Origin of the sequence: Parundibacterium terreum (assembly GCF_014636315.1) — a bacterium.
Classification (GTDB): domain Bacteria; phylum Pseudomonadota; class Gammaproteobacteria; order Burkholderiales; family Burkholderiaceae_D; genus Undibacterium; species Undibacterium terreum.
This window is the reverse complement of record NZ_BMED01000005.1, coordinates 1-24,541: the sequence shown is the minus strand read 5'-3', so window position 1 is coordinate 24,541 and position 24,541 is coordinate 1. Positions and strand designations below refer to the sequence as shown.

Here is a 24,541-nt window from a genome sequence, read left to right as displayed (position 1 = left end):
CATAGCAATGGCCATCCAATCCACATCCTAATTCACCTTTGAGAATGCCATGGATACGAAAAACAAACCTGCCGAGTTACCGCCGTTGACAGGTGGCAAGCTGGTGATGGCAACGATTGCCGTCGCGCTCGCCACCTTCATGAACGTGCTGGACTCTTCCATCGCCAACGTGGCGATTCCCACTATCTCAGGTAATCTCGGGGTGTCCGTCGATGAAGGCACCTGGGTGATTACCCTGTTCGCAGCAGCTAACGCAATATCGATCCCGCTCACCGGCTGGCTGACTCAGCGTCTCGGGCAGATACGCCTGTTTGTCATTGCCATCCTGTTATTTACCTTCTCTTCATGGCTGTGCGGCGTTGCGCCTACACTGCCCGTCCTGCTGGCCGCACGCATTTTGCAAGGCGCGGTCGCCGGCCCATTGATTCCCTTGTCGCAAGCCATTTTATTGAGTTCCTATCCCAAGGCAAAGAGCAGCCTGGCGCTGGCACTGTGGGCGATGACGGCTACTGTCGGCCCAATTGCAGGCCCTGCCTTGGGTGGATGGATGACGGACAGCTATTCCTGGTCGTGGATTTTTTACATCAATATCCCGGTCGGCATTTTTGCCGCCGCGGTCACCTGGTCCATCTTCAAAACGCGGGATACCGCAACCAGAATCATCCCTATCGACAAGGTCGGACTGGCTTCCCTGATTGCCTGGGTCGCATCGCTGCAGATCATGCTGGACAAGGGCAAGGATCTGGACTGGTTCCAGTCTCCGGTCATTATTGGCCTGGCAGTATTTGCCCTGTTCAGTTTCATCTTCTTTGTGATCTGGGAACTGACCGAAGAACACCCCATCGTTGATCTTCGCCTGTTTAAAGGACGCAATTTCATGGGCGGCACCATCGCCATCTCGGTGGCCTACGGCGTGTTTTTTGCCAATCTGGTGCTGCTTCCGCAATGGATGCAGCAATATCTCGGCTACCGCTCGGTAGATGCCGGCCTGGCGACTGCGCCGCTGGGCATCTTCGCCGTATTGCTGGCGCCGGTGATGGGCAAGTTGATGCCAAAATCGGATACCCGCGTATTGGCAACCATGGCTTTTATCGGATTTGCGGGCGTGTTCTTCATGCGTTCGGTGTACACCACTGGCGTAGACACTTGGACCCTGGTATTGCCCACCTTGCTGCAAGGCATACCCATGGCCTTGTTCTTCGTGCCGCTGACGGCCATCGTGTTATCCGGCTTGTCGCCTGACAAAATTCCAGCGGCGGCCGGCTTATCCAATTTCATCCGCATATTTTGCGGCGCCGCCAGCACCGCCATCGTGAGCACTATGTGGAACAATCGGACGATATTGCACCACTCGCGCCTGACAGAGCAAGCCAGCATCTATAATTCGACTTTTTTGGATAGCATAGGCAATTTGCAATCGGCCGTAGGCCTTCCCTTGCAACAGGCCTACGCCAAGTTTGAATCCACGCTGAATACACAGGCGGCAATGCTGGGGCTGAATGATATTTTCTGGATCTCCGGCATCATCTTTATCGTCATCATCCCTTTGATCTGGATCACCAAGCCGGCACGGGGCGGCTCAGCCGACGCAGCAGCAGCGGCGCACTAGAGCTTGACACACCTGCCTCGCGATGCCGGTCGATAAAATGAAATTTGCATACATCAACAGGATCGCAAATAGGAGGAGACGAAGGCTAGTATCCAAGCCATGAATGGAAACAAAACAGCCCGGTTCGTAGCCGGGCTGTTTTGTTTAGCGACTGCCTCAAGCGATACAAGGGCATCTATTGAAAGGCAGCTATTTTCTGGTCGGCTTCCACAGCGGCTTATAAAACATCGCAGCAACACAAACAGAGGCAGTAGCAATAAACGATGTCGCTACTATCGCTGCCAGTACCGGCATGCCTGCACCGAATTTGGCGACCGCAATCCAGCCTATGCCGGCCGCGACCAGCATGCGGGCGACAGCGCCCAGCAAAGGCCAAATACCCTGCCCCGCGCCTTGTGCAGCAAAACCCAATACTAGCCCCAATCCGAACACACCATAAAACGGAGCGACGATATGCAGATAAGTTTCTGCCGCCGGAAGCACCAGTGGATCAGTGGTAAACATGTGCAGCCAGATGCCGGGAAACACGGCTACCAGCAAGCCTATCGCTTCTACCATTGCCGCCCCGGTAAAGCCGCCTATCCAGGCCACCTTCTTGGCCCGCATCACATCGCCCGCACCCATGTTCACGCCAACCATCGTCAACACTGCTGTCGCCAGTCCAAACAGCAAAGGAATCATGATGTAGTCGAGCCTGGCGGCTGTGCCATAACCGGCAATCGCATGGATGCCGAACAGGCCGACCGCTGCAGTCACCGCGATAACCGTAAAATTGGTCAGCACAGTCCCCACTGCGGAAGGTATGCCCACCTTGAGGATGTCTTTGAAATAGACAGATTTCAAGGGGCCTGCCTTAAGCAGCAAGCCGCTTTTCCCGGACCTCATGTAATGCAATAGCACCAGGCACGCCACCGTATAGTAGGCGGTGAAAGCAATGCCCGCGCCTGCTATGCCCAGCCGGGGAATCGGACCAAAACCGAAGATCAGCGCCGGTGATGCCGGGATCAATATGACGGCACCAGCCAGCGTGACGATCGCCGGCACCCTGACATTGCCCGAGCCGCGCAAAGCTGACGCGATCAGGTTGACAATCCAGGCCGGGATGGCGCCAGAAAACAGCCACGCAGAATAATGTACTGCGGCCTCTAGTGCCTCGCCCTCGCCGCCCATTGCATGGTATAGCGAAGGTCCCAGCAGCAAGGCACCAGCGGTAAACGCCAAGCCGAACAGGACAGCAAGCACCAGCGCATGAAATACCAGTACGTCCGCGTCTTGCTTGCGTCCGGCGCCGATGGCGCGTGAAATGGCAGACCCTACACCGCTGCCTATGCCTCCATTGGACATCGTCGTCATCAGCATGAAGACCGGAAAAACCAGGGCCACACCGGCCAGCGGCGCCGAACCCAGGTGTCCCACGTAAGCAGCTTCGGCTACATTGACTGCTGTTTGCGCAATCAGCACCGACATGGTCGGAATGGCCAGCTTCAACAAGGTAGGGAATATAGGTCCATTCAGCAATGCGGCGCGTGCAGCGTTCTTGCGCTGATCTGCAATGGATTCGGCGGAAGGGGTTTCAATAACAGGTTTGGCCGCAAAGCCAGCCTCGGCGGGAATTGACGAAACACGTAAGGCTTCAGAACTGGCATTCATATTACCTACCTTGCAATAAACAAAAAAGCATCTAAAATTAAGATGACTGGTCATCTTAGTATCGGTTAAACTATCCCGTCAGGTCAATAGCAAATCACCGATGTGTGCAATTCACCAGGCATGCCGACAAAAATCAGCGCCCTCGTTCGCCTGTCATTGCACCCGATATTACTGTGATGCGAACAAAGTCACCCCTCTTGACCGATGAAAAACCCAGCCCTATGATCTGCCGATGAAAAAGCAAAATGTCCGCGACCTCATTTTTGAAGCAGGAATGAATTCCTTCCATGGAATGGGCTTCAATGCCTGCTCGGTGCAAGATATCACCAGCGCTGCCGGCGTCCCCAAGGGTTCGTTTTACAACCATTTCGACAGCAAGGAAGCACTCGGTGCCGAGATCGTTGACCGTTATCGCGAAAACAGCAAATTAGCCGTACTTCTCGCCGACCAGTCCGTTGCGCCCGGCCGCAGGCTGCAAGAATATTTCACCGCACTCAATCAGAGATATGGCAAAAGCCAATTTGCGCGTGGATGCCTGCTCGGCAATTTTGGAATGGAGTTGTCCGACCAGAGCGAACTGATACGCGAACATACAGCCGCTGCGTTTGCGCAATGGAGTAGTGAACTGGAATCGGTAGTCGCAGAAGCCCAGGCTGCAGGCGAGATGCCTGACGAGCTGAGTGCAGCGGAGCTCGCCAGCTTCCTGCTGAATTCCTGGGAGGGCGCAGTGATGCGGGCAAAGATCGACAAATCGCGCACGCCTCTCGATATATTCATGAAATTTGCCCTGGCACCCTACCTGTAAAAACCGGCAGGCGAGCAAGCCAAGCCGGGCAAATCACGCTAGCCTGCTTGCCAAAATTCGGCAGTGCGATGCTGCTTAGATCAGGCGCATCATCAGCGACATCAACAGCACTTCAGCAAGAAAAAAGGCATTCACCTCAGGTCAATGCCTTTTTCTTACAGCGCAGGTCTCACGTCAGCCTGCTGCCTGTTCCGTGATTGCATCCACACGGTCAGGGTAAAAAGCGACGTGATCCTTGATCACAGCCACCGCATCATACGGCGCCTCATAAGTCCATACTGCATTTGCAGCACGCTCACCACCTGCAGGGATACTGTAATAAGCGCAATCGCCTTTATAGGGACAATACGTCGCGTGACTGCTGCGCTCCAGCAAAGACATATCGACGTCTTTGCGCGGGATGTATTGCACCGCCGGATAAGACGCTTCTTGTAGCGTCAGCGCCTCGCGCGTATCGGCAATAACATGTCCGCCTATGGAAACTGTAATCCGCGCCGGATTTTTTGTGATCGTGATCGGATGTTCAGGCCCCGGGATTTTGACGGTTTTGGTTTGCATGATCTGGCACTCTTCTCAGAAGTCTGGAATAGGCTGAAAGCCATTTGTAAGGCCTGCAGCAGCAGGTAATTTTGTAAAAATCAGGATAAAAACATTCCTGTCGGTGTTTGCGCTACGCACTCACTACGCGTCAACTCTAAGACGCTGAATCTTGTTCAGGATGGCACGTATTTGAAAACATCATCCAACGCATAGTTTTCATGCCCCGGTCAATAATACGCACGTACATATTATTCGGACACAATTTTCAAGTCAAGCGAATCACCTTGCCTGCGAACTTGCGCCAAAGAATGCCATATTATTAATGTTCATGCATGGCCTTGGCGCTTCTCGGGTAGAGGGCTCCTACCTTGACACGCCAATATGGATGATCATATTATGCCTCCATGGCCAAACCCTCACACAGAGAAAAGATACTGACCGAAGGACTCCGTGTCGTGCATCAGCACGGTTTCGGCGGTGCCAGCGTGCGTGATATTGTCCAGGCGGCCGGCGTGCCTCAGGGGTCATTTACGAATCATTTCGGCTCCAAAGAATCTTTTGGCCTGGAAATTATCGAGCTCTACTTCTCCAACAGCCGCGAAGTCATGGCAGCCACCCTGCTCAACGATGAACTCCCACCCTTGAAACGTCTCAGCGACTACATGGACAAGAATCGCGAGCATCTACAGCAGGATGAAATGCGCAATGGCTGCCTGTATGGCAATTTTACCGCCGAGGCCAGCGACCACAGCGAGCCTATTCGTACCCGGCTGGTAGAGATTTTTACCGAGGTTCAACACTCCCTCGCTTACTGCCTGACTGCGGCCGTAAAAGCAGGTGAACTACCGGCAGATTTTGACTGCAATGAAATCGCCGGCTTTATTGTTTCCTCACTGCAGGGAGCAAACCTGATCGCCAAGGGCTACCGCGATGTGGAGCCTTTGAATCGTTTCAAGCACGTGCTGTTTTCTACCATACTCAAACACCCCGCCTGAGGCCAGTCGCCAAACCAAGCCTATTTGCCAGCTAAGCTTGGCGCCGTAATGTATCCCCTCCCCCATCGGTAAATTGCTAATAGCGAGAGCAATAGCGGACATTTTCATCCGTTATGTTCGGAAATCCAGCGCATTTATCCAGAACGGAAGTCGCCGTATATTGCAATTACTGAGCGTTCTTCCTGCACATAGGCAATATACAAAGCCTGCGCATCCACAAGTTTCCGGCAACGCTCGCAACTCATCTGGAGCATCAAATGAACGCAAACCCATCCACTGCCAACCCCGCTATTTCCAGCAATGCGCCATTGTATTGGCTGGCACTAGGCACTTTTGCTGTCGGAACTGAAAGCTTCATGATCGCCGGACTGCTGCCAGGCATGGCAGCCGATCTGTCGGTCAGCATCGCCACCGCCGGCCAGCTGGTCACCGTATTCGCCTTTGCCTATGCGCTAAGCTCCCCCATATTGACGGCATTGACAGGCAATTTCAATCGCCGCAGATTGCTGATCCTGGCAATGAGTGCATTTGCAATAGCCAATTTTGTCGCCTGGGCCGCACAAGGCTACTGGTCCCTGATGGCAGCACGTATCTTGCTGGCTTTTGCTGCCGGCCTGTATGTGCCGGGGGCCAACGCGCTGGCCAGTGCTGTCGTTGCGCCTGAGCGCCGCGGTACCGCCATCGCAATCGTGAACGGTGGCTTGTCGGTTGCAGTTGCCTTCGGTGTTCCGCTGGGTGCGCTGATTGGCGACAGGCTAGGCTGGCGCATGACCTTTGCCGGTGTCGCAGCCCTGTCGATGATTGCGACAGCAGGCTTGCTGGCCGGTTTGCCCAGCAGCATAGGAAACGGCCTGGCAACTGCAACGATCAGGGAACGCATCAGGACAGCCAGCCAACCCATCGTATTGCTGACCTTGCTGGTAACGACTCTGTGGGCGATGGGCGGCTATACCATCTATACCTACCTGGCATTGTTTGTTTCCCATGCTACCCATTTGCAAGGCGCGCAGATCGGCTTCATCCTGTTCAGCTGGGGTGCAGCTGCAATCATCGGCCTCAGCATCAGCGGCCGCTCCGTCGATAAGTTTGGCCCTCGTGCCGTTATCATTCCCGCCTTATCGGTATTGGTGGCTGCGTTTATTGCACTTTCGCTCAGCGCGCATTTTCTACCCAAATCTTTGGCACTTGTACCCATCGTCATTGCCGTGCTTGCCTGGGGTGTCGCGCACTGGGCTTTTTACCCAGGCCAGCAAGCCAGCCTGGTGAGCGTCGCCGGTGTCAAGGCTGCGCCTATCGTGCTGTCCCTCAATGCATCTTTCATGTATCTGGGATTTTCGCTGGGAGCTGGACTGGGTTCGATCACGCTGACTTATAGCTCAGTCTCAGATCTTGGCTTCGTCGGCGCCGTCAGCGAAGTTGCAGCCCTGCTGCTGACGATTGCAATCAGCAAACGCATCTCATCCGCCAACAAGCTCGCAATGGCAGCTTAAGCGAACTAGCTTCTCCAATATGCCGTGCTCGCCGGAGCACGGCATATTAACTCCCTCCTTCTTCAGCCTTCAGGCAAAAATTCATTCACGCTTGCAGCGCAGCGTCTTTGAGTCGCACCCCCTCGTCCTACCCGCATCTATCTCCGCAAGCAAGCTGGCACTGCTTCTCTTGTTTGCATTTAGTTTCAAACAAAGTGTAAGCAAAGCTTCAATATTGACGACAAAGTTCCTTGACACGAAAATCGTATTCAACAACAATATGTACGTCCGTATTTTTTCAATCTATCAAACTTAGCACGGTCAGCCGCTACACCAAATAACAATTAGCCAATACACGCCTCCATCATGAATACAAACGCTGCCCTGAGCGCTGACCTCCTGCCTGAAACAGCTAAATACCCCACCCTGCTTGAGCGCTACCGGCGCGTGCGCAGCCGCACCGAATCGCTGGTGGCGCCACTGAGCCCCGAGGACATGGTGGTGCAGTCCATGCCGGACGCCAGTCCTGCCAAATGGCATCTCGCCCATACAGCCTGGTTCTTTGAAACCTTCCTATTGCTGCCGCATGTTGAAAACTATCGCCCTTATGATCCCGAGTTTGCGTATCTGTTCAACTCTTACTATGAAGCTTTGGGACAACGGCAGCCACGAGCGCAGCGAGGGATGATGACCCGTCCGGCAGTGAAATCCATCATCGCTTACCGGCACCATGTGGACGAGCGTATGGTGGCGCTACTGCAGTCGGCATTGCCTGCAAACATTGCAGATCTGGTGGAACTGGGGATTGCCCATGAAGAGCAGCATCAGGAGCTTCTGCTGATGGACCTGCTGCATTTGTTCAGCCTGTCGCCGGTGAAACCTGTCTATGACCGCACATGGCCTGATATCAAGCCAGGACGCCGTGGCCGCTTCATCGCCATCAACGGCGGTACTGTCGACATCGGAACAGCAGCAAAAGACTTCGCATTCGACAATGAAGGCCCACGCCACACCGTGTGGCTGCATGCATTTGAAATCAGCGATCACCTGGTGACAAACGCTGAATGGCTGGAGTTCATCGCAGACGGCGGCTACTCACGGCATGAGCTATGGCTGTCCGATGGCTGGAGCCTGGTGCAGGCTGAGGCGTGGCAAGCCCCGCTATATTGGGAACAAGACAGCAGCTCCGGTGAATGGCGTCAAATGAGCTTAAAGGGTCTGCAAGCGATACAGCCGGATGCCCCGGTCAGCCATATCAGCTATTACGAAGCCGCCGCCTTCGCTGCCTGGGCGGGTGCACGCCTGCCCAGCGAGGCGGAATGGGAATATGCAGCCAGCGCAGGCATCCTGGAACAAGTGGATGACGCAGCCTGGCAATGGACACAAAGCGCCTACGGCGCCTACCCCGGTTTCCGCCCTGCTGCCAGCGCCGTCGGTGAGTACAACGGCAAATTCATGGTGAACCAGATGGTACTACGCGGCGGTGCCGATATCACACCGGCAGGTCACTCCCGGTTGACTTACCGTAATTTCTACCGCCCGGGACAACGGTGGATGCGTGCTGGCCTAAGGCTGGCACGCGATGCGCGCGCGCATAATGCAACAATAGAAATGGATGCGGAATTCGCTGGCGACGTGGTAGCAGGTCTCTCCGCAAAAAAGAAAAATCTGTCACCCAAATATTTCTATGACGCGACGGGCTCCGAACTTTTTGAGGAAATTTGCCTGACGCCGGAATACTATCCAACCCGCACTGAAACTGCATTGCTGCAACATATTGCGGCAGAGATTGCCGCGGACTTGCCAGCGGGAGCAGTGCTGGTGGAATTCGGCAGCGGTGCCAGCGACAAGACCAGGCTGATCCTCGATGCGGCACCTCATATTGCCTCCTATGTCCCAATCGACATCAGCAAGGACGCGCTGGAAAAAGCTGCTGCAAAACTCGCGCAGCTATATCCAGCTCTGCAGGTACTTCCCTTGCTCGGCGACTTCACAGCTACCTTGGCTCTACCGGCCGCGACCCAGACACAAGCCAAGGTCGGATTCTTTCCGGGTTCAACCATAGGCAACTTCACACCGGAACAAGCCGTGCAATTCCTGCGCGCTGCACGACAACTGATGGGCGACAAGGCCAGCCTGCTGGTGGGCGCCGATGTAGTCAAGGATGAAGCAACACTGGTCGCCGCCTATGATGACGCAGCGGGAGTCACCGCTCGCTTCAACAAGAATATGCTGGTGCGCATCAACCGCGAACTGGGCGGGAACTTCGACCTGGATATGTTTGATCACAAGGCGATCTGGAACAACGAGCATCAGCGCATGGAAATGCATTTGGTCAGCAAGGCGGATCAGTTGGTCAACGCAGCCGGGCATACTTTCGCTTTCATGGCCGGCGAGACTTTTCATACGGAGAATTCGCACAAGTTCACCCCCGAGTCGTTTGCGCGGCTAGCGGCGCAGGCGGGATGGTCTGTCAGGAAACAGTGGATCAGCGAGGTCCCGCAATTTGCCGTATTCAGCCTGGTGCCCGAGCAAACGCGCTGAACCTGCCGCCATGATGCTGAAATCATCAAAAGCCATCCAAGCGGGAAAGGATACTGGTCAAAGGCCACGCGTTATGTGCTAGCGGGGCGTTAATGGGGAGGTAATGGGGCCGGCGTATTTGATGAGAGAATGGATGCTCTTTTCGATGATGCCAATTTGAGCAATACGTATCGAAGCTGTTACGATGCCGCTGCTATCAAGGCTTTGTTGTGCCGTTCAAGAAACTGCGGCACATCGTCAGCAGTAAGCGGATGGGACACGTAGAAACCCTGCACGGCATCGCAGCCTGCCGCTTCCAGAAACGCAATCTGCTCGCAGGTTTCTGCCCCCTCAGCAACCACCGCAATGCCCAGCCTGTGCGCCATATCGACAATCGCCGAAACGATCGCCTCATCATCGCCGTCGCCGGGAATATCCTTGATAAATGCGCGGTCGATTTTCAACTGATCGATAGGCAGCCTCTTCAGGTAGGCCATCGATGAATAGCCTGTGCCAAAATCATCAATCGACAAGAAGATGCCTGCTGCCTGCAAGTTCTCAAGCAAGTCCATATTGTCATGAATATTATCCATCAGCATCGACTCGGTGATTTCAAGTTCCAGCTGCCAGGGATGCAAACCGGATTTCCTCAACGCATTCAGTACGTCGTCAATCAGCGCAATGCTCTTGGTCTGGCGCGCCGACAGGTTGACGGCGACCTTTAATTCGTTGAAACCGGCGTCACTCCAGGCGCGGATCTGCCTGCAAGCCGTTTCTATGACCCAGCTGCCTATCGGCACGATCAGCCCGCTCTCTTCAGCGATCGGAATAAAATCCACCGGCGACACCAATCCCATCTCAGGATGATTCCAGCGCAGCAGCGCCTCAAAGCCCATGACTTTCTGATCTTTCAGGCTGACTTTGGGCTGGTAGTACAAGGCCAATTCATTGCGCTCCAATGCCTTGCGCAGGCTCAACTCAATTGCGGCCCTCTTCTTCACCGATACGTCCATCTCGGGATGAAACTGTTCAAAGGAGTTTTTCCCTTTTGACTTCGCCTTGTACATTGCCGTGTCGGCATTACGGGTAAGCGTGGACTGGTCTATGCCGCCGCCTGGAAAACTGCTAATGCCTATGCTGCCGGTAATATAGATTTCCTGCTGATCGACAATAAACGGTTCCTTGAAGGAGCCGACAATTTTTTCAGCGATGCGCTCTCCTGCGGATTTGCTGGCCCTGGTTTCTAATATGATGGCAAACTCATCGCCACCTATCCGGCACACGATATCTCCTTCCCGCAGTATTGAGCTAAGGCGCTCAGCCACCAGGCCGAGCAAGGTGTCTCCGCTCTGATGCCCCAGCGTGTCATTCACTATCTTGAAATTATCCAGGTCCAGCAGCAGCAAGTCAGCGCTGCCGCCGTGCTCGGAGACGACAGAGATGACCGAATCAAGACGGGAAGAGAAAGCATGGCGATTCGGCAATCCCGTTACCGCATCGGTATGGGCAAGAAATTGCAGATGCGTTTCCATCTGCAGGAGCTCCTCCTTCAAGCCAACCACAATCAGGCGCGCAACCATCAAGGCAGCAGCAATCGCCAGCACTGCGACGCACATATACACAGCAAGGCGAATCAGTAGCTGGTCCAGTGTTGCATGCAAGACCAGCAAACCCGCCTGCGCACCACCGCCATTTATGCGTTGTACAGCAGCCAGGGCATTGAAATGCCAGCGAGGATTTGAAGCATCCTTGAAACCTGCCGGGAGGGCTTTGGTTTTGCCATAGGAGGCGAGAAGCTTGCCTTGCGGCGTGAATATCTCAGCGCTCTCAATAAAATCAAAGGGCTGAAGCCGGTTGGACAGGCTTTTACCCAGCTCGGCGTTCGAAGCCGCCAAGTGAGTGGACATCTGCGATGCAACAGAAACCGCTTGCGCCTGCACCTGCTCGTCCAGATCGGAACGCAAGACAAAATATTGGTAAATGCACAGAAACAGGCTCGCCAGTAGCAATGCCACTGTCGATATTTTCAGATCTACTTCGATTAATTTCTTACTCAAAGTAGATGCATTATTTACATCCTTAGCTTTGTGCATTGCTTCATTTGCGTCTCGTCCTCAGCAAGAGAACCAGCGCATTTACTCCGAGTTGAACGCATGATGGCTGCATTGCAGACTTGCCGGAGACTAACAGTTTTTACGCTTGTTGCGGAAAAATATGCTGCGGTCTTAATTAAAATGCAAAAAGCCCAGTTTTTTTAACTGGGCTTTTATGCACGAATTCATTGGCCTGCCCAGCAGGAATCGAACCTGCGACCCCGAGCTTAGAAGGCTCGTGCTCTATCCAACTGAGCTATGGACAGGTCGTAAAAGTGTCCGGCGCCGACCGCATGCGTACTATGAGACGGCGCAGAAAAACAGAAGGCTGAATAGTACCTCTTATCGGCCATGGATTCAACCTTGAATCCATGCCGCAAGGCAAATTCAGCCGATTACCGCCTCGTCTTTCAGCGCTTAGCCCGGTGTAATATGGTCTGCCAGGCGACGCGCCATTTTGTTAGCCAGGTCCGCATCTTCAGCCTCTACCATCACGCGTATCAAGGGCTCGGTGCCTGAGGCACGGATCAATACCCTGCCCTTGTCACCCAGTTCTTTTTCCACGGCTTCTTTTTCCTGCACTGCAGCAGCATTCTTTTGCCAATCAAAACCGGGAGTGACCCGCACATTGATCAATACCTGCGGGAACAGGTTCAGGCCGTCAAAGCATTGTTCCAGCGTCTTGCCGTTCCTGCGCAGCGCAGACAGAACCTGCAAGGCGGATACGATGCCGTCACCGGTCGTATGCTTGTCCAGGCACAGCAGATGGCCTGAACCTTCACCGCCCAGCAGCCAGCCTTTTTCCTGCATTTGCTCCAGTACATAGCGGTCGCCGACCTTGGCGCGGGAAAAACCTACGCCCATCTTCTTCAGCGCCAGCTCCACCGCCATATTGGTCATCAGCGTGCCCACGACGCCCTGCACCGGACCTATCGCCATGCGATCCATCACCATCAGGTACAGCAATTCGTCGCCGTTGTAGATGCGGCCATTGGCATCGACCATCAGCAAACGGTCGGCATCGCCATCCAGTGCAATACCGATATCAGCATGATTGGCGCGCACCGCCAATGACAGTGCATCCGGCGACGTAGCGCCAAAACCGTCATTGATATTCAAGCCGTTCGGCTGGTTACCAATGCTGATCACTTCCGCGCCCAGCTCATGGAACACATGCGGTGCGATCTGGTAGGCAGCGCCATGGGCGCTATCCACGACGATCTTCAGGCCGCGCAGGTCCAGCTCATTCGGGTAAGTGCTCTTGCAAAATTCAATATAGCGGCCGCGTGCATCTTCCAGGCGCCTGGCCTTGCCGAGATGCTCCGATGAGACGCAATGCATTTCTTTTTCCAGCTCGGCTTCTATCGCCAGCTCCACGTCATCCGGCAGCTTGTTGCCTAAAGCAGAAAAGAACTTGATGCCATTATCGTAATAAGGATTATGGGAAGCGGAAATGACCACGCCGGCAGAAAGGCGCAAGGCCCTGGTCAGGTAGGCGATCGCCGGCGTCGGCAAAGGTCCTGCCAGCATCACATCTACACCGGCAGCGGCAAAGCCGGCTTCCAGGGCGGCTTCCAGCATGTAGCCGGAAATACGGGTGTCCTTGCCGATCAGCACGGCAGGCTTGTTGCCGCCGGCGGAATCGGTTTGCGCCAGCACTTTGCCGGCAGCGTAACCAAGGCGCATTACGAAATCAGGAGTGATAGGAGCGGCTCCTACTTTGCCGCGTATGCCATCGGTGCCAAAATATTTTCTCGTCATTATTATTTTCCCGTCTTCGTTATTTTTCTTACTGATTTTCCAGCGCCGCTCCACGTTCGGCTTTTTAACTGGACATTGCCTGCCATACCTTCAATGCATCGACCGTTTCAGCGACGTCATGCACCCTGACTATCTTCGCGCCTTGCGCTACCGCTGCCAGAGCAGCGCCTACGCTGCCTGCCATCCGGCGCTCCACCGGCTTGCCGGTAATCGCGCCTATCATGCTCTTGCGCGACAGGCCGGCCAGCACAGGCAATTGCAACTGCTGCTGAAAATTACCTATGTGTTTCAGCATGTCCACATTATGCTGCAAGCTTTTGCCGAAGCCAAAACCGGGATCTATGCTGATCCGGTCGCGCTCCACGCCAGCCTTGACCAGCGCGTCTACCCGCTCCTGCAGAAACACCATGACCTCTTCATTCACGTCCCGGTATTCCGGTTTCAATTGCATGTCGGATGGCGTATTTTGCATGTGCATGACGCACAAAGCAACATCGCTCTGTGATACCAGTTGCACCGCGCGCTCATCCCGGAAGCCGTTAATGTCGTTGACCAGATCCACGCCGGCCAGGATAGCCTCCTTCATTACCTCCGGCTTGTAGGTATCAATAGACAGCGGTTTGCCGCAATCGCGCAGGGCATAGATCACCGGCATCACGCGCCGCAGCTCTTCTTCAAGCGGCAATACCTGTGCCCCTGGGCGGGTGGATTCGCCGCCAATGTCGATGATGTCGACACCTTCTTCTATCATCTGCTCCGCATGCGTGATCGCACTATCCAGCGCGGCGTGCTGGCCACCGTCGGAAAAGGAATCCGGCGTGACATTCAGGATACCCATCACAAGCGGACGATATTGCTTGCCCTGCATTGCGAAACGGAACCGGCCGCATTGAAAATATGTATTCATCGTAAAACGTTGTAAGAGCAGAAAGGCAAAAAAATAAGGGCGAGGATCACTCCTCACCCTCATCAGGATAAATTTATTTACAGGATCAAACCTGCTTCTGGACCTTACACCGCTGGCGCTGGTGCGTTCGGCGATACACCACCGGACGCGCTGTCACTTGGGTGCTTGCGTATGGTCTGGCCCAATTTTGGCGGACGTGGTTCCAGGCCGTTCATGATGTCGTCAATCTGGTCTGCATCAATCGTTTCCCAGTCCATCAGCGCCTTGGTCATGGCTTCTACCTTGTCGCGGTTCTCTTCCAGCAATTTGCGGGAGATTGCATATTGCTGATCCAGGATGATGCGGATTTCAGCATCAACCTTTTGCTGAGTCGCTTCAGAGATAGTCTTGGAAGCCATGCCGAAGTAGCCTTCCTGCTGGCTGTCTTCATAGACCATCACACCCATCGTGTCGGACATACCGAAACGCGTCACCATCGAGCGAGCCAGTTTGGTCGCGCGGGAAAAGTCATTCGATGCGCCGGTAGACATCTGGCCGACGAAAATCTCTTCTGCGATACGACCGCCGAACAGGATGGAAATTTCTTCCAGCATCTTGTCCTTGTAACCGCTGATCTGATCATGCTCAGGCAACTGCCAGGTCAGGCCCAGTGCAAAACCGCGCGGCATGATGGTCACTTTATGAACCGGGTCTGCCTTCGGCAACAATTTTGCAACGACTGCATGGCCAGACTCATGGTAAGCGGTGTTCCTGCGCTCATCTTCACGCATGACCATCGATTTACGCTCTGGTCCCATGTAGATCTTGTCTTTAGCATCTTCAAAATCCTGCATCTCTACCAGACGCTTGTTACGGCGTGCAGCAAACAGCGCAGATTCATTGACCAGATTAGCCAGGTCGGCACCGGAGAAACCAGGAGTACCGCGTGCCAGGATGTCTGCCCGGACGTCAGGAGCGATAGGCACCTTGCGCATATGCACATTCAGGATCTGCTCACGGCCGCGGATATCCGGCAAGCCTACAGTCACCTGGCGGTCGAAACGGCCTGGACGCAGCAAGGCTTTGTCCAAAACGTCAGCACGGTTGGTTGCAGCAATCACGATCACGCCGGAATTGGCTTCGAAACCATCCATCTCGACCAGCATCTGGTTCAATGTCTGTTCGCGCTCATCATTACCGCCGCCCATGCCGGCGCCGCGATGACGACCAACCGCATCGATCTCATCGATGAAGATAATGCAAGGAGAGTGTTTCTTGGCGTTTTCAAACATATCGCGGACGCGGGATGCACCCACACCGACAAACATTTCAACGAAATCGGAACCGGAGATCGTGAAGAAAGGCACCTTGGCTTCGCCTGCAATCGCACGGGCCAGCAAAGTTTTACCGGTACCTGGAGGACCAACCATCAGCACGCCGCGGGGAATACGGCCGCCGAGCTTCTGGAATTTGGTAGGATCGCGCAGAAAATCAACGATCTCGGTCACTTCTTCTTTCGCTTCGTCGCAACCTGCAACGTCGGCAAAAGTGACAGTGTTATTGGCATCATCCAGCATGCGCGCCTTGGACTTGCCGAAGGAAAACGCACCGCCCTTGCCGCCGCCCTGCATCTGGCGCATGAAAAATACCCAGACGCCGATCAGCAACAACATAGGGAACCAGGAAATGAATACCTGGGACAGGAAGGATTGTTCTTCAGGCTGTTTGACATCAAATTTGATGCCGTTATTGACCAGATCGCCGACCAGGCCGCGATCCAACACCGTTACCTGAGACTTGATCTTCTTGCCGTCGACGGTAGTAGCGACGATGGAGCGGCTGGCTTCATCGATCGTTGCATCCTTGATGTGTTTGGCCCTTACTTCATCCAGGAACTCTGAATAAGGCATTGATTGTGCGCCGGAAGCGATACCTTTGCCGTCGAATTGCTTAAAGACAGTAAAAAGCACCAAGGCAATCACAACCCAGATGGCAGCTTTTGAAAACATGTTATTCACGAGAACTCCTTGGACGCACCATACGCCATCACACACTCAAACATTAATTCTACCCCCAATAAGTTGGCCTTGCTAGACGCCATATAGGGGGGAAAGCCGGTTTATCAAGGGAAGATCGCCCTATGACGGGTTTTTAAGCCCTTTTCCTAGCAAAAATATCTCGGAAGACTTGTCTTTGCTGGCTTTTGGTTTCTTGTTCGCTACCGTTTTGAACTCACTTTTGAACATATCAACAATATTGTTATAACTGGGTCCGTGAAAACATTTCACCAGCAAAGCGCCCGAAGGTTTCAGATGGGCATTGGCAAAAGCAACGGCCAGTTCAATAATATATTCCACCCTCGCCGCATCTGCAGTGGGGATACCTGACAGATTGGGGGCCATATCCGATAACACAAGATCAACTTTGCGCCCTTTTAACTGCGCTTCCAGTTGATTCAGCACTTCATCCTCCCGAAAATCCCCCTGGATGAACTGCACATCCGCGATAGGATCCATCGGTAGCAGGTCCAGCGCGAAGATTTCGCCCAGGATACCGCCGCCATCCTTGCCTGCCAGCTTGTTCCTGACATATTGGGACCAGCTACCAGGAGTTGCACCCAAGTCAACAATAATCTGGCCAGGCTTGATCAGTTTTTCACTTTCATCAATCTCCTTGAGCTTGTAAACAGCCCTGGCGCGATAGCCTTCTTTTTGTGCGAGTTTCACATAAGGATCATTAATATGATCGTGAACCCAATTTTGATTGAATTTATTCTTTGCCATTCGCGTAAAATACTGCTTTTAAAGGAATTTACATGATAAAACTAACGCCCGCTGAACGTAGCGAATTGCGTTCCGCAGCTCACGCCCTGAAGCCAATTGTATTGATAGGCGAAGCCGGCTTATCCCCTGCCGTCATGAAAGAGATAGACGCCGGCCTTAATTCTCACGGACTGATCAAGGTACGTGTATTCGGCGACGACCGCGAAGCGCGTATCGCCATGTACGACAATATCTGCAGCACCCTGGATGCCGCACCAATCCAGCATATCGGCAAACTGCTGGTACTGTATCGTCCTAAACAGGAAGCCGGCACCACCAAGGTATTGAAAAAAGGTAAAGCAGGCGGTCTGCGTGAAGTCACTATCGTCAAGCCTAGCCCAAGCGGCACCAAAAAACCTACCGTGTCCAAAGTCATGGTCAAGGGTAATGAGCGCGTCACTCAGGGTGGAAATATCAAACGTGCCAAGCCACGTCAAACCAGCACCAAAAAATCTGCACTGGGAAATGCCTGAGCATTGTGTCGGCCACTATAAGCCACTTATAAGCATTAGATAGGTGTCAATTGGCCGACCTGGCCGACTTTGCCAATTTTGCATTAACTGACTACTGGTTAGTGCCCGGATGTTTCTGGCAGAGCATGTGCCTGCCAACATCCACCTTTACCTGATCTCAGGACATCTCAGGATTATGCGCGCAATTGCCTGGCAATTAATTTAATTTGTCAGCTCGCCGCGCACTATATGGAAAGCGTGGCCGCTCAAGCGGCCATTGAGGCAACCAGCAAGCCGGTCGCCGCCAGATTCTGCTTAGCTCGGTTTAGCTCAGTTCAGATATACAGTACATCCAGTACTTCATACTCGCGCACGCCTGATGGTGCCTGCACGCCAACCACGTCGCCAGCATACTTACCGATCAGCGCGCGCGCGATGGGTGAAGTGATGGACACTTTCTTTTCCTTGATATCAGCTTCGTCTTCACCGACGATCTGATAGGTTACCTTCTGCGCATTTTCCAGGTCTTCCAGGTGTACGGTAGAACCGAAGACAACGCGGCCTTCTGCATCCAGTTCGGTCGGATCGATAATCTGCGCAGCGCTCAGCTTGCCTTCCAGTTCCGCGATACGGCCTTCGATAAAGCTCTGGCGCTCCTTGGCGGCATCGTACTCTGCATTTTCAGACAAATCGCCCTGCGCGCGCGCTTCCGAAATCGCATTGATGACCGATGGACGTTCCTTGGTCTTCAGTTGATGCAATTCCTGTTTAAGCAATTCTGCGCCGAATTTGGTGAGAGGTACTGTACTCATATTATTAACACTTATAAAGTAAAAATACAGAGGCCACTTTGACACCAGCAAGGCTGATGCTGTCAGTGACCTCTGTATGAATTAAAACTGTAATGGTCTTGAGCCACGGCAAGAGATCATGCAGACCGTTCTTTACTGCAACTCAAGCCATACTATAACAGTTAGTTTAAGGTTTTATGCAGTCCTTGTAAATCATAGACGTGTAACTCGTCCAGGTGACGCATACCTTCGACTGCCGCTTCCGCGCCGGCAATCGTCGTGTAGGTAGTCACCCTAGCAGCCAGTGAAGAAACACGGATTGCACGGGAATCAACGATGGCATTGCGCTTCTCTTCCACGGTATTGATCACCAGGGCAATTTCATGGTTCTTGATCATATCGACAATATGCGGACGGCCTTCAACCACTTTATTGACGACGGAAACAGGAATGCCCTCGGCAGCAATCGCCGCAGCGGTACCGCGAGTTGCCACTACGGAGAAGCCCAGATCGACCAGGTCTTTCGCCACTTTGACTGCACGCGGCTTGTCGCTACCTTTGATGCTCAGGAAGACCTTGCCCGATTGCGGCAATTTCACACTGGCACCCAGTTGCGATTTCACGAAAGCTTCACCAAAGGTTTTGCCCACGCCCATCACTTCACCGGTGGATTTCATCTCAGGTCCCAGGATGGTATCCACGCCAGGGAACTTGACGAACGGGAATACTGCTTCCTTGACGCTGTAGTAAGCAGGAACCACTTCATCCTTGATGCCTTGCGAATCCAGCGATTGGCCAGCCATGCAGCGCGCTGCAATCTTGGCCAGTTGCAGGCCGGTCGCCTTGGACACATAAGGCACGGTACGGGATGCGCGCGGATTCACCTCCAGCACGAAGACGACATCTTTGCCATCCTGCTGCTGAATCGCAAACTGCACGTTCATCAAGCCGACCACGTTTAAGCCCTTGGCCATCAGTGAAGTCTGGCGCTTCAGCTCATCAATCGTCTCTTTCGACAGGGAGTAAGGCGGCAACGAGCATGCAGAATCGCCGGAGTGCACGCCTGCCTGTTCAATATGTTCCATCACGCCGCCGATGAAAGTGCGCTGCCCATCGGACAGGCAATCCACGTCCACTTCGATCGCATCATTCAGGAAGCGGTCCAGCAATACCGGCGAATCATGCGACACCTTGACCGCTTCACGCATGTAGCGCTCCAAATCACGCTGCTCATGCACGATTTCCATCGCGCGGCCGCCCAATACGTAGGATGGACGCACCACCAGCGGATAGCCGATTTCCTGTGCCAGTTCCAGTGCCTGCTGTTCGGTACGCGCGGTACGGTTAGGCGGCTGACGCAGCCCCAGATCCTGCAGCAGTTTCTGGAAGCGTTCGCGGTCTTCCGCAGCATCGATCATGTCCGGCGATGTACCGATGATAGGCACGCCATTGGCTTCCAGATCCAGCGCCAGCTTCAGCGGAGTCTGGCCGCCGTATTGCACGATCACGCCCACCGGTTTTTCCAGCGCGACGATTTCCAGCACGTCTTCCAGCGTCAGCGGCTCAAAGTACAGACGGTCCGATGTGTCATAGTCGGTGGATACGGTTTCAGGATTGCAGTTGACCATGATGGTTTCATAGCCGTCTTCGCGCATTGCGAAAGCAGCGTGAACGCAGCAGTAGTCAAACTCGATACCCTGGCCGATACGGTTAGGACCACCACCGAGAACCATGATCTTCTTCTTGTCGGTAGGCGCGGATTCGCACTCTTCCTCGTAAGTGGAATACATGTAGGCGGTGTTGGTCGCGAATTCACCGGCGCAGGTATCAACCCGCTTGTAGACCGGACGCACGTTCAGCATATGACGACGTTCGCGCACGGCCTTGTCTGTTGTCTTCAGCAGATAAGCCAGACGGCGATCGGAAAAACCTTTTTGCTTCAGCTTCAGCAACAGGTTCTTGTCCAGCGCATCCAGGTTCTGATGATCCAGCCACAATTCGATATCGACGATATCCTTGATCTGCACCAGGAACCATGGATCGATCTTGGTCAGTTGATGCACTTCTTCCAGCGAGAAGCCCTGGCCGAAAGCGTCGCCCACATACCAGATACGGTCAGGACCAGGCTCGCCCAGTTCTGCTTCTATCGTTTCACGGTCGGTGGTTTTCTGGTTCATGCCGTCCACGCCGACTTCCAGGCCGCGCAGGGCTTTCTGGAAGGACTCCTGGAAGGTACGGCCTATCGCCATCACTTCGCCGACCGATTTCATCTGCGTCGTCAGGTGCTTGTCGGCCTGAGGGAATTTTTCAAACGCGAAACGAGGAATCTTCGTCACGACGTAGTCGATGGAAGGCTCAAACGACGCAGGTGTTGCGCCGCCGGTGATTTCGTTGCGCAATTCGTCCAGCGTGAAGCCGACTGCCAGCTTGGCTGCGATCTTGGCGATAGGAAAACCTGTCGCCTTGGAAGCCAGAGCCGAAGAACGGGATACACGCGGATTCATTTCAATCACGATCATGCGGCCATCCGCAGGATTGACCGAGAACTGCACGTTGGAGCCACCGGTATCCACGCCGATTTCACGCAGCACTGCCAGCGAGGCATTGCGCATGATCTGATATTCCTTGTCGGTCAGCGTCTGTGCCGGTGCGACAGTGATGGAGTCGCCGGTATGCACGCCCATAGGATCCAGGTTTTCGATCGAGCACACGATGATGCAGTTGTCCGCCTTGTCGCGCACCACTTCCATCTCATACTCTTTCCAGCCCAGCAAGGATTCTTCGATCAACAATTCGCTGGTTGGCGATGCCTCCAGGCCGCGTTTGCAGATGGTTTCGAATTCTTCCTCGTTGTACGCGATACCGCCGCCCGTGCCACCCATGGTGAACGAAGGACGGATAATGACCGGGAAGCCCAATTCCTTTTGCACCGCCCAGGATTCTTCCAGGGTATGCGACACGCCGGAACGTGCAGAACCCAGGCCGATCTTGGTCATAGCATCCTTGAACTTGGAGCGGTCTTCCGCCTTGTCGATCGCTTCCGGAGAAGCGCCGATCAGTTCCACCTTGTATTTATCCAGCACGCCATTGCGGTGCAGATCCAGCGCGCAGTTCAGCGCGGTCTGGCCACCCATGGTCGGCAGGATCGCGTCCGGTTTTTCCTTGGCGATGATGCGCTCGACAACTTGCCATGTAATAGGCTCGATGTAAGTCACATCCGCCATTTCAGGGTCCGTCATGATCGTGGCCGGATTGCTGTTGACCAGGATGACTTTGTAGCCTTCTTCGCGCAGGGCCTTGCAAGCCTGGGCGCCGGAATAATCGAATTCACATGCCTGTCCGATAATGATAGGACCTGCACCAATAATCAAAATACTTTTTATATCAATACGCTTAGGCATTTTTATTCTTCTCCATCTTTGCCTGATTCATCAAACCTGTGAAACGGTCAAACAGGTAACCGATATCGTGCGGACCAGGCGATGCTTCGGGGTGTCCCTGGAAGCAGAACGCCGGCTTGTCCGTACGGGCAAAGCCTTGCAGGGAACCGTCAAACAAAGAAACGTGGGTCACACGGCAGTTGTCCGGCAAGGTTGCCGCATCTACCGCAAAACCGTGATTCTGCGAAGTGATCAGCACCTGGCGAGTATCCAGGTCCTGCACAGGATGGTTGGCGCCGTGGTGGCCGAACTTCATCTTCAATGTCTTCGCGCCGGAAGCCAGCGCCATGATCTGGTGACCCAGGCAGATACCAAATGTAGGTATGCCTTTTTCTATCAGTTCTTTCGTCGCCGCAATCGCATAGTCGCAAGGCTCAGGATCGCCAGGACCATTGGACAGGAACACGCCGTCCGGATTCAGTGCCAGTGCGTCCGCTGCAGTCGCCTGCGCAGGCAATACAGTCACCTTGCAGCCGCGCTGGGTCAGCATGCGCAGGATATTGCGCTTGACGCCATAGTCGAAAGCCACAACATGGAATTTTGGATCGCTCAGTTGGCCGTAGCCCTGGCCCAGCACCCACTCAGTTTCAGTCCACTCATAAGACTTGGCAACGGATACCACCTTGGCCAGATCCATGCCGGACAAGCCGGGAAAAGACTTCGCCAGCGCCAATGCCTTATCGGCGTCATCGCCGACCAGGATGGCACCGCCCTGCGCGCCTTTTTCACGCAGGATGCGTGTCAGCTTGCGCGTATCGATACCTGCTATCGCAACGATGTTTTGCGAAGTCAGATATTCAGACAGGGATTGTTCGGAACGGAAATTCGATACCAGCATAGGCAGGTCTTTGATGATCAAACCGGCTGCATGGATTTTGTCGGACTCAACGTCTTCTGAATTGACGCCGGTATTGCCTATATGGGGATACGTCAGTGTAACGATCTGGGAACTATAGCTGGGATCGGTCAGGATTTCCTGATAGCCGGTCATGGAGGTATTGAAAACAACCTCGCCTATAGTATGTCCAGCAGCACCAATGGAAAAACCGGAAAATATTGTCCCGTCAGCGAGAGCGAGGATGGCTGGGGTGTCTTGCCCTAGACGGAGTGAATGGGGCAAAGACTGCGGAAATGGCAGCAAGGGTAACTCCTGTATTGTTACCGCCGCTGCGTCGCACCAAGATGATCGTTGTGCTAGGCGCACGGCGTCTTAACAAACAGGCTCCGCGCGGAAAGAAACGATTTTATGGGGCAATGTGGATAGTGTATGCGCTACGGCGGGAGGTAAATTAGTTAAACCTTCAGATTGTAGCGCAAAACGACCCATCAGGCAAATTTTCAGGCCCGATAAATGGCAATTTTATGGTTTATACCGAAACCATACCGCAACAATTAAGCGGGCCTTGCACCCGCTTAATTTTTACTTCTTTCACACCCGGAGCCATGTTTCGCATGCAGCACGCAAACGAATGTAAAACCGGCCCCGGATTAACAGCAACTATTATTAACAGCAACTAGTGACTAAGAAGCTGCAGGAGATTACAGGCTCAGCGCGGCAATACCGGCCTTGGCAATCTGCGCATCTTCCGCAGATTTCACGCCTGAAACGCCAACCGCGCCCACGCAGTGGCCATCCACCACGATAGGCACACCGCCCTCCAGCATGCCTTCCAGGTAAGGTGCGCTCAAGAAAGAATAACGGCCATTATTGATGATGTCTTCGTAGATCTTGGATTCGCGGCGGCCCAGAGCAGCAGTTGTCGCCTTGGCTGGAGCGATGTGCGCAGAAATCGGTGCTACGCCATCCAGGCGCTGCAACCACATCAGGTGGCCGCCGTCATCGACCACGGCAATGACCACTGCCCAGCCATTGGCTTTTGCTTCAGCTTCAGCACCGGCTGCGATTTTCTTGACATCTTCCAGGGTTAAGACAGGCTTTGTTTGCATTTTGACCTCGTTATGAAATATGGGTGAATTGTACGTGAAGCGCGATATTTTAAATATCACAAGTGTTTTGACAATTAAGGGAGGGCTTGGACGTCAATAAGGATCAAGGCCATCAATAGCAGATACTATCGACGGCCCCGTATATGCACATCACCAGGCCGCAATAGCCTCAATCACCCGCCATTGCTGTTCCTCGCGCAAATGCGGCCCCATCGGCAGGCTCAGCACCTCATCGGCCATCACTTCTGCCAGCGGGAATTGCCCTGCGACATAGCCAGAACCAGAGCCGGCTTGCGCATAGGCTTGCTGCTTGTGCGGTGGAATCGGGTAATGGATCAGGCTGCCGATGCCGGCCCTGGTCAAGGCTGCCTGTAAGCCTTCCCGGTCCTGGCTGCGCACCACATACAGGTGCCAGGCCGAGCCTATACCTGCTGGCACCATGGGCACCACCAGCCGTGGGTTGGCGGCTAGTTCTTTGTTGTACAGCGCAGCGACCTTGTCGCGTCTTGCCTGCCAGGCATCCAGGTGTTTCAGCTTGACGCATAGCGCGGCAGCCTGGATCGGGTCCAGCCGGCTGTTATAGCCTTGTACTTCATTCACGTATTTGACCCGGGAACCGTAATTGCGCAGCACCCGCAGGCGGTCGGCAATGACGGGATCATTGGTGGTGACGGCACCGGCGTCGCCCAAGGCACCGAGGTTCTTGCCGGGGTAGAAGCTCCAGGCCACGGCATCGCCATGGCCGCCGATACGCTGGC

The 24,541-nt window shown here is 54.1% G+C and carries 18 protein-coding genes, 1 tRNA gene and 1 pseudogene; 7 read left to right on the top strand and 13 right to left on the bottom strand.

Translation table 11 applies throughout. The features are described from left to right. Window positions 1-49 precede the first annotated feature (49 nt). The gene (locus IEW12_RS20925; RefSeq protein ID WP_188568075.1) at window positions 50-1,609 is read left to right on the top strand and encodes a DHA2 family efflux MFS transporter permease subunit; all 1,560 of its coding nucleotides are present in this window, start codon (window positions 50-52) and stop codon (window positions 1,607-1,609) included. A gap of 189 nt (window positions 1,610-1,798) precedes the next feature. Here IEW12_RS20925 and IEW12_RS20920 read toward each other — a convergent pair whose 3' ends face one another. Further along, the gene (locus IEW12_RS20920) at window positions 1,799-3,259 is read right to left on the bottom strand and encodes an MATE family efflux transporter (protein ID WP_188568074.1); all 1,461 of its coding nucleotides are present in this window, start codon (window positions 3,257-3,259) and stop codon (window positions 1,799-1,801) included. A 232-nt stretch (window positions 3,260-3,491) separates the two neighbouring features. Between IEW12_RS20920 and IEW12_RS20915 the strand changes: the two genes are divergently transcribed. Next, window positions 3,492-4,064, top strand: coding sequence for a TetR/AcrR family transcriptional regulator (locus tag IEW12_RS20915; RefSeq protein WP_188568073.1), 573 nt, complete (start codon window positions 3,492-3,494; stop codon window positions 4,062-4,064). Window positions 4,065-4,238: 174 nt separating this feature from the next. On the opposite strand, the gene IEW12_RS20910 is transcribed toward IEW12_RS20915, so the two are convergent. Further along, window positions 4,239-4,622 carry a DUF427 domain-containing protein gene (locus IEW12_RS20910; protein ID WP_188568072.1) on the bottom strand — a complete coding sequence of 128 codons (384 nt, stop codon included), beginning with the start codon at window positions 4,620-4,622 and terminating at the stop codon, window positions 4,239-4,241. 386 nt (window positions 4,623-5,008) lie between these two features. Between IEW12_RS20910 and IEW12_RS20905 the strand changes: the two genes are divergently transcribed. The 4 genes and pseudogenes from IEW12_RS20905 to egtD all read left to right on the top strand — a co-directional run bounded on the left by IEW12_RS20905 (window position 5,009) and on the right by egtD (window position 9,612). After that, window positions 5,009-5,599, top strand: a complete 591-nt coding sequence (locus tag IEW12_RS20905) for a TetR/AcrR family transcriptional regulator (RefSeq protein WP_188568071.1) — start codon at window positions 5,009-5,011, stop codon at window positions 5,597-5,599. Window positions 5,600-5,856: 257 nt separating this feature from the next. Beyond that, window positions 5,857-7,089: an MFS transporter gene (locus IEW12_RS20900; protein WP_188568070.1), complete on the top strand. Its 1,233-nt coding sequence runs from the start codon at window positions 5,857-5,859 to the stop codon at window positions 7,087-7,089. A gap of 345 nt (window positions 7,090-7,434) precedes the next feature. Next, window positions 7,435-8,655 (top strand): annotated as a pseudogene (gene egtB / locus IEW12_RS28930) (ergothioneine biosynthesis protein EgtB); the annotation flags it as partial. A gap of 24 nt (window positions 8,656-8,679) precedes the next feature. Continuing rightward, entirely contained in the window at window positions 8,680-9,612 is a 933-nt protein-coding gene (egtD, locus tag IEW12_RS28925; protein WP_229751295.1) for an L-histidine N(alpha)-methyltransferase, read from the top strand. Window positions 9,613-9,791: 179 nt separating this feature from the next. Here the strand turns inward: egtD and IEW12_RS20890 are convergent, their stop codons facing one another. From IEW12_RS20890 to IEW12_RS20865, 6 genes are all read right to left on the bottom strand, one after another. Next, window positions 9,792-11,648 carry a putative bifunctional diguanylate cyclase/phosphodiesterase gene (locus IEW12_RS20890; RefSeq protein ID WP_188568068.1) on the bottom strand — a complete coding sequence of 619 codons (1,857 nt, stop codon included), beginning with the start codon at window positions 11,646-11,648 and terminating at the stop codon, window positions 9,792-9,794. 225 nt (window positions 11,649-11,873) lie between these two features. Further along, window positions 11,874-11,950, bottom strand: a tRNA-Arg gene (locus IEW12_RS20885). 151 nt (window positions 11,951-12,101) lie between these two features. Continuing rightward, window positions 12,102-13,445, bottom strand: a complete 1,344-nt coding sequence (gene glmM / locus IEW12_RS20880) for a phosphoglucosamine mutase (protein WP_188568067.1) — start codon at window positions 13,443-13,445, stop codon at window positions 12,102-12,104. Between the two features lie 64 nt (window positions 13,446-13,509). Continuing rightward, window positions 13,510-14,352 carry a dihydropteroate synthase gene (folP, locus tag IEW12_RS20875; RefSeq protein WP_188568066.1) on the bottom strand — a complete coding sequence of 281 codons (843 nt, stop codon included), beginning with the start codon at window positions 14,350-14,352 and terminating at the stop codon, window positions 13,510-13,512. A 104-nt stretch (window positions 14,353-14,456) separates the two neighbouring features. Then, entirely contained in the window at window positions 14,457-16,349 is a 1,893-nt protein-coding gene (ftsH, locus tag IEW12_RS20870; protein ID WP_188568065.1) for an ATP-dependent zinc metalloprotease FtsH, read from the bottom strand. Between the two features lie 120 nt (window positions 16,350-16,469). Then, the gene (locus tag IEW12_RS20865) at window positions 16,470-17,114 is read right to left on the bottom strand and encodes an RlmE family RNA methyltransferase (RefSeq protein ID WP_188568064.1); all 645 of its coding nucleotides are present in this window, start codon (window positions 17,112-17,114) and stop codon (window positions 16,470-16,472) included. A 32-nt stretch (window positions 17,115-17,146) separates the two neighbouring features. Between IEW12_RS20865 and IEW12_RS20860 the strand changes: the two genes are divergently transcribed. Next, a complete protein-coding gene (locus IEW12_RS20860; protein ID WP_188568063.1) occupies window positions 17,147-17,626 on the top strand; it encodes a YhbY family RNA-binding protein in 480 nt (159 codons plus the stop codon). Window positions 17,627-17,940: 314 nt separating this feature from the next. Here IEW12_RS20860 and greA read toward each other — a convergent pair whose 3' ends face one another. The 5 genes from greA to IEW12_RS20835 form a co-directional block, all read right to left on the bottom strand. After that, the gene (gene greA, locus IEW12_RS20855; protein WP_188568062.1) at window positions 17,941-18,417 is read right to left on the bottom strand and encodes a transcription elongation factor GreA; all 477 of its coding nucleotides are present in this window, start codon (window positions 18,415-18,417) and stop codon (window positions 17,941-17,943) included. A 161-nt stretch (window positions 18,418-18,578) separates the two neighbouring features. Next, window positions 18,579-21,797 (bottom strand): carbamoyl-phosphate synthase large subunit, encoded by a 3,219-nt coding sequence (gene carB / locus IEW12_RS20850; protein WP_188568061.1) that lies wholly within the window; start codon window positions 21,795-21,797, stop codon window positions 18,579-18,581. Continuing rightward, a complete protein-coding gene (gene carA, locus IEW12_RS20845; protein WP_229751294.1) occupies window positions 21,790-22,974 on the bottom strand; it encodes a glutamine-hydrolyzing carbamoyl-phosphate synthase small subunit in 1,185 nt (394 codons plus the stop codon). The genes carB and carA overlap by 8 nt, the downstream gene beginning before the upstream one ends. A gap of 401 nt (window positions 22,975-23,375) precedes the next feature. Next, entirely contained in the window at window positions 23,376-23,783 is a 408-nt protein-coding gene (locus IEW12_RS20840; protein WP_188568060.1) for a GlcG/HbpS family heme-binding protein, read from the bottom strand. Between the two features lie 150 nt (window positions 23,784-23,933). Continuing rightward, a partial coding sequence (locus IEW12_RS20835; RefSeq protein WP_188568059.1) for a DegT/DnrJ/EryC1/StrS family aminotransferase occupies window positions 23,934-24,541 on the bottom strand: 608 nt, incomplete at its 5' end.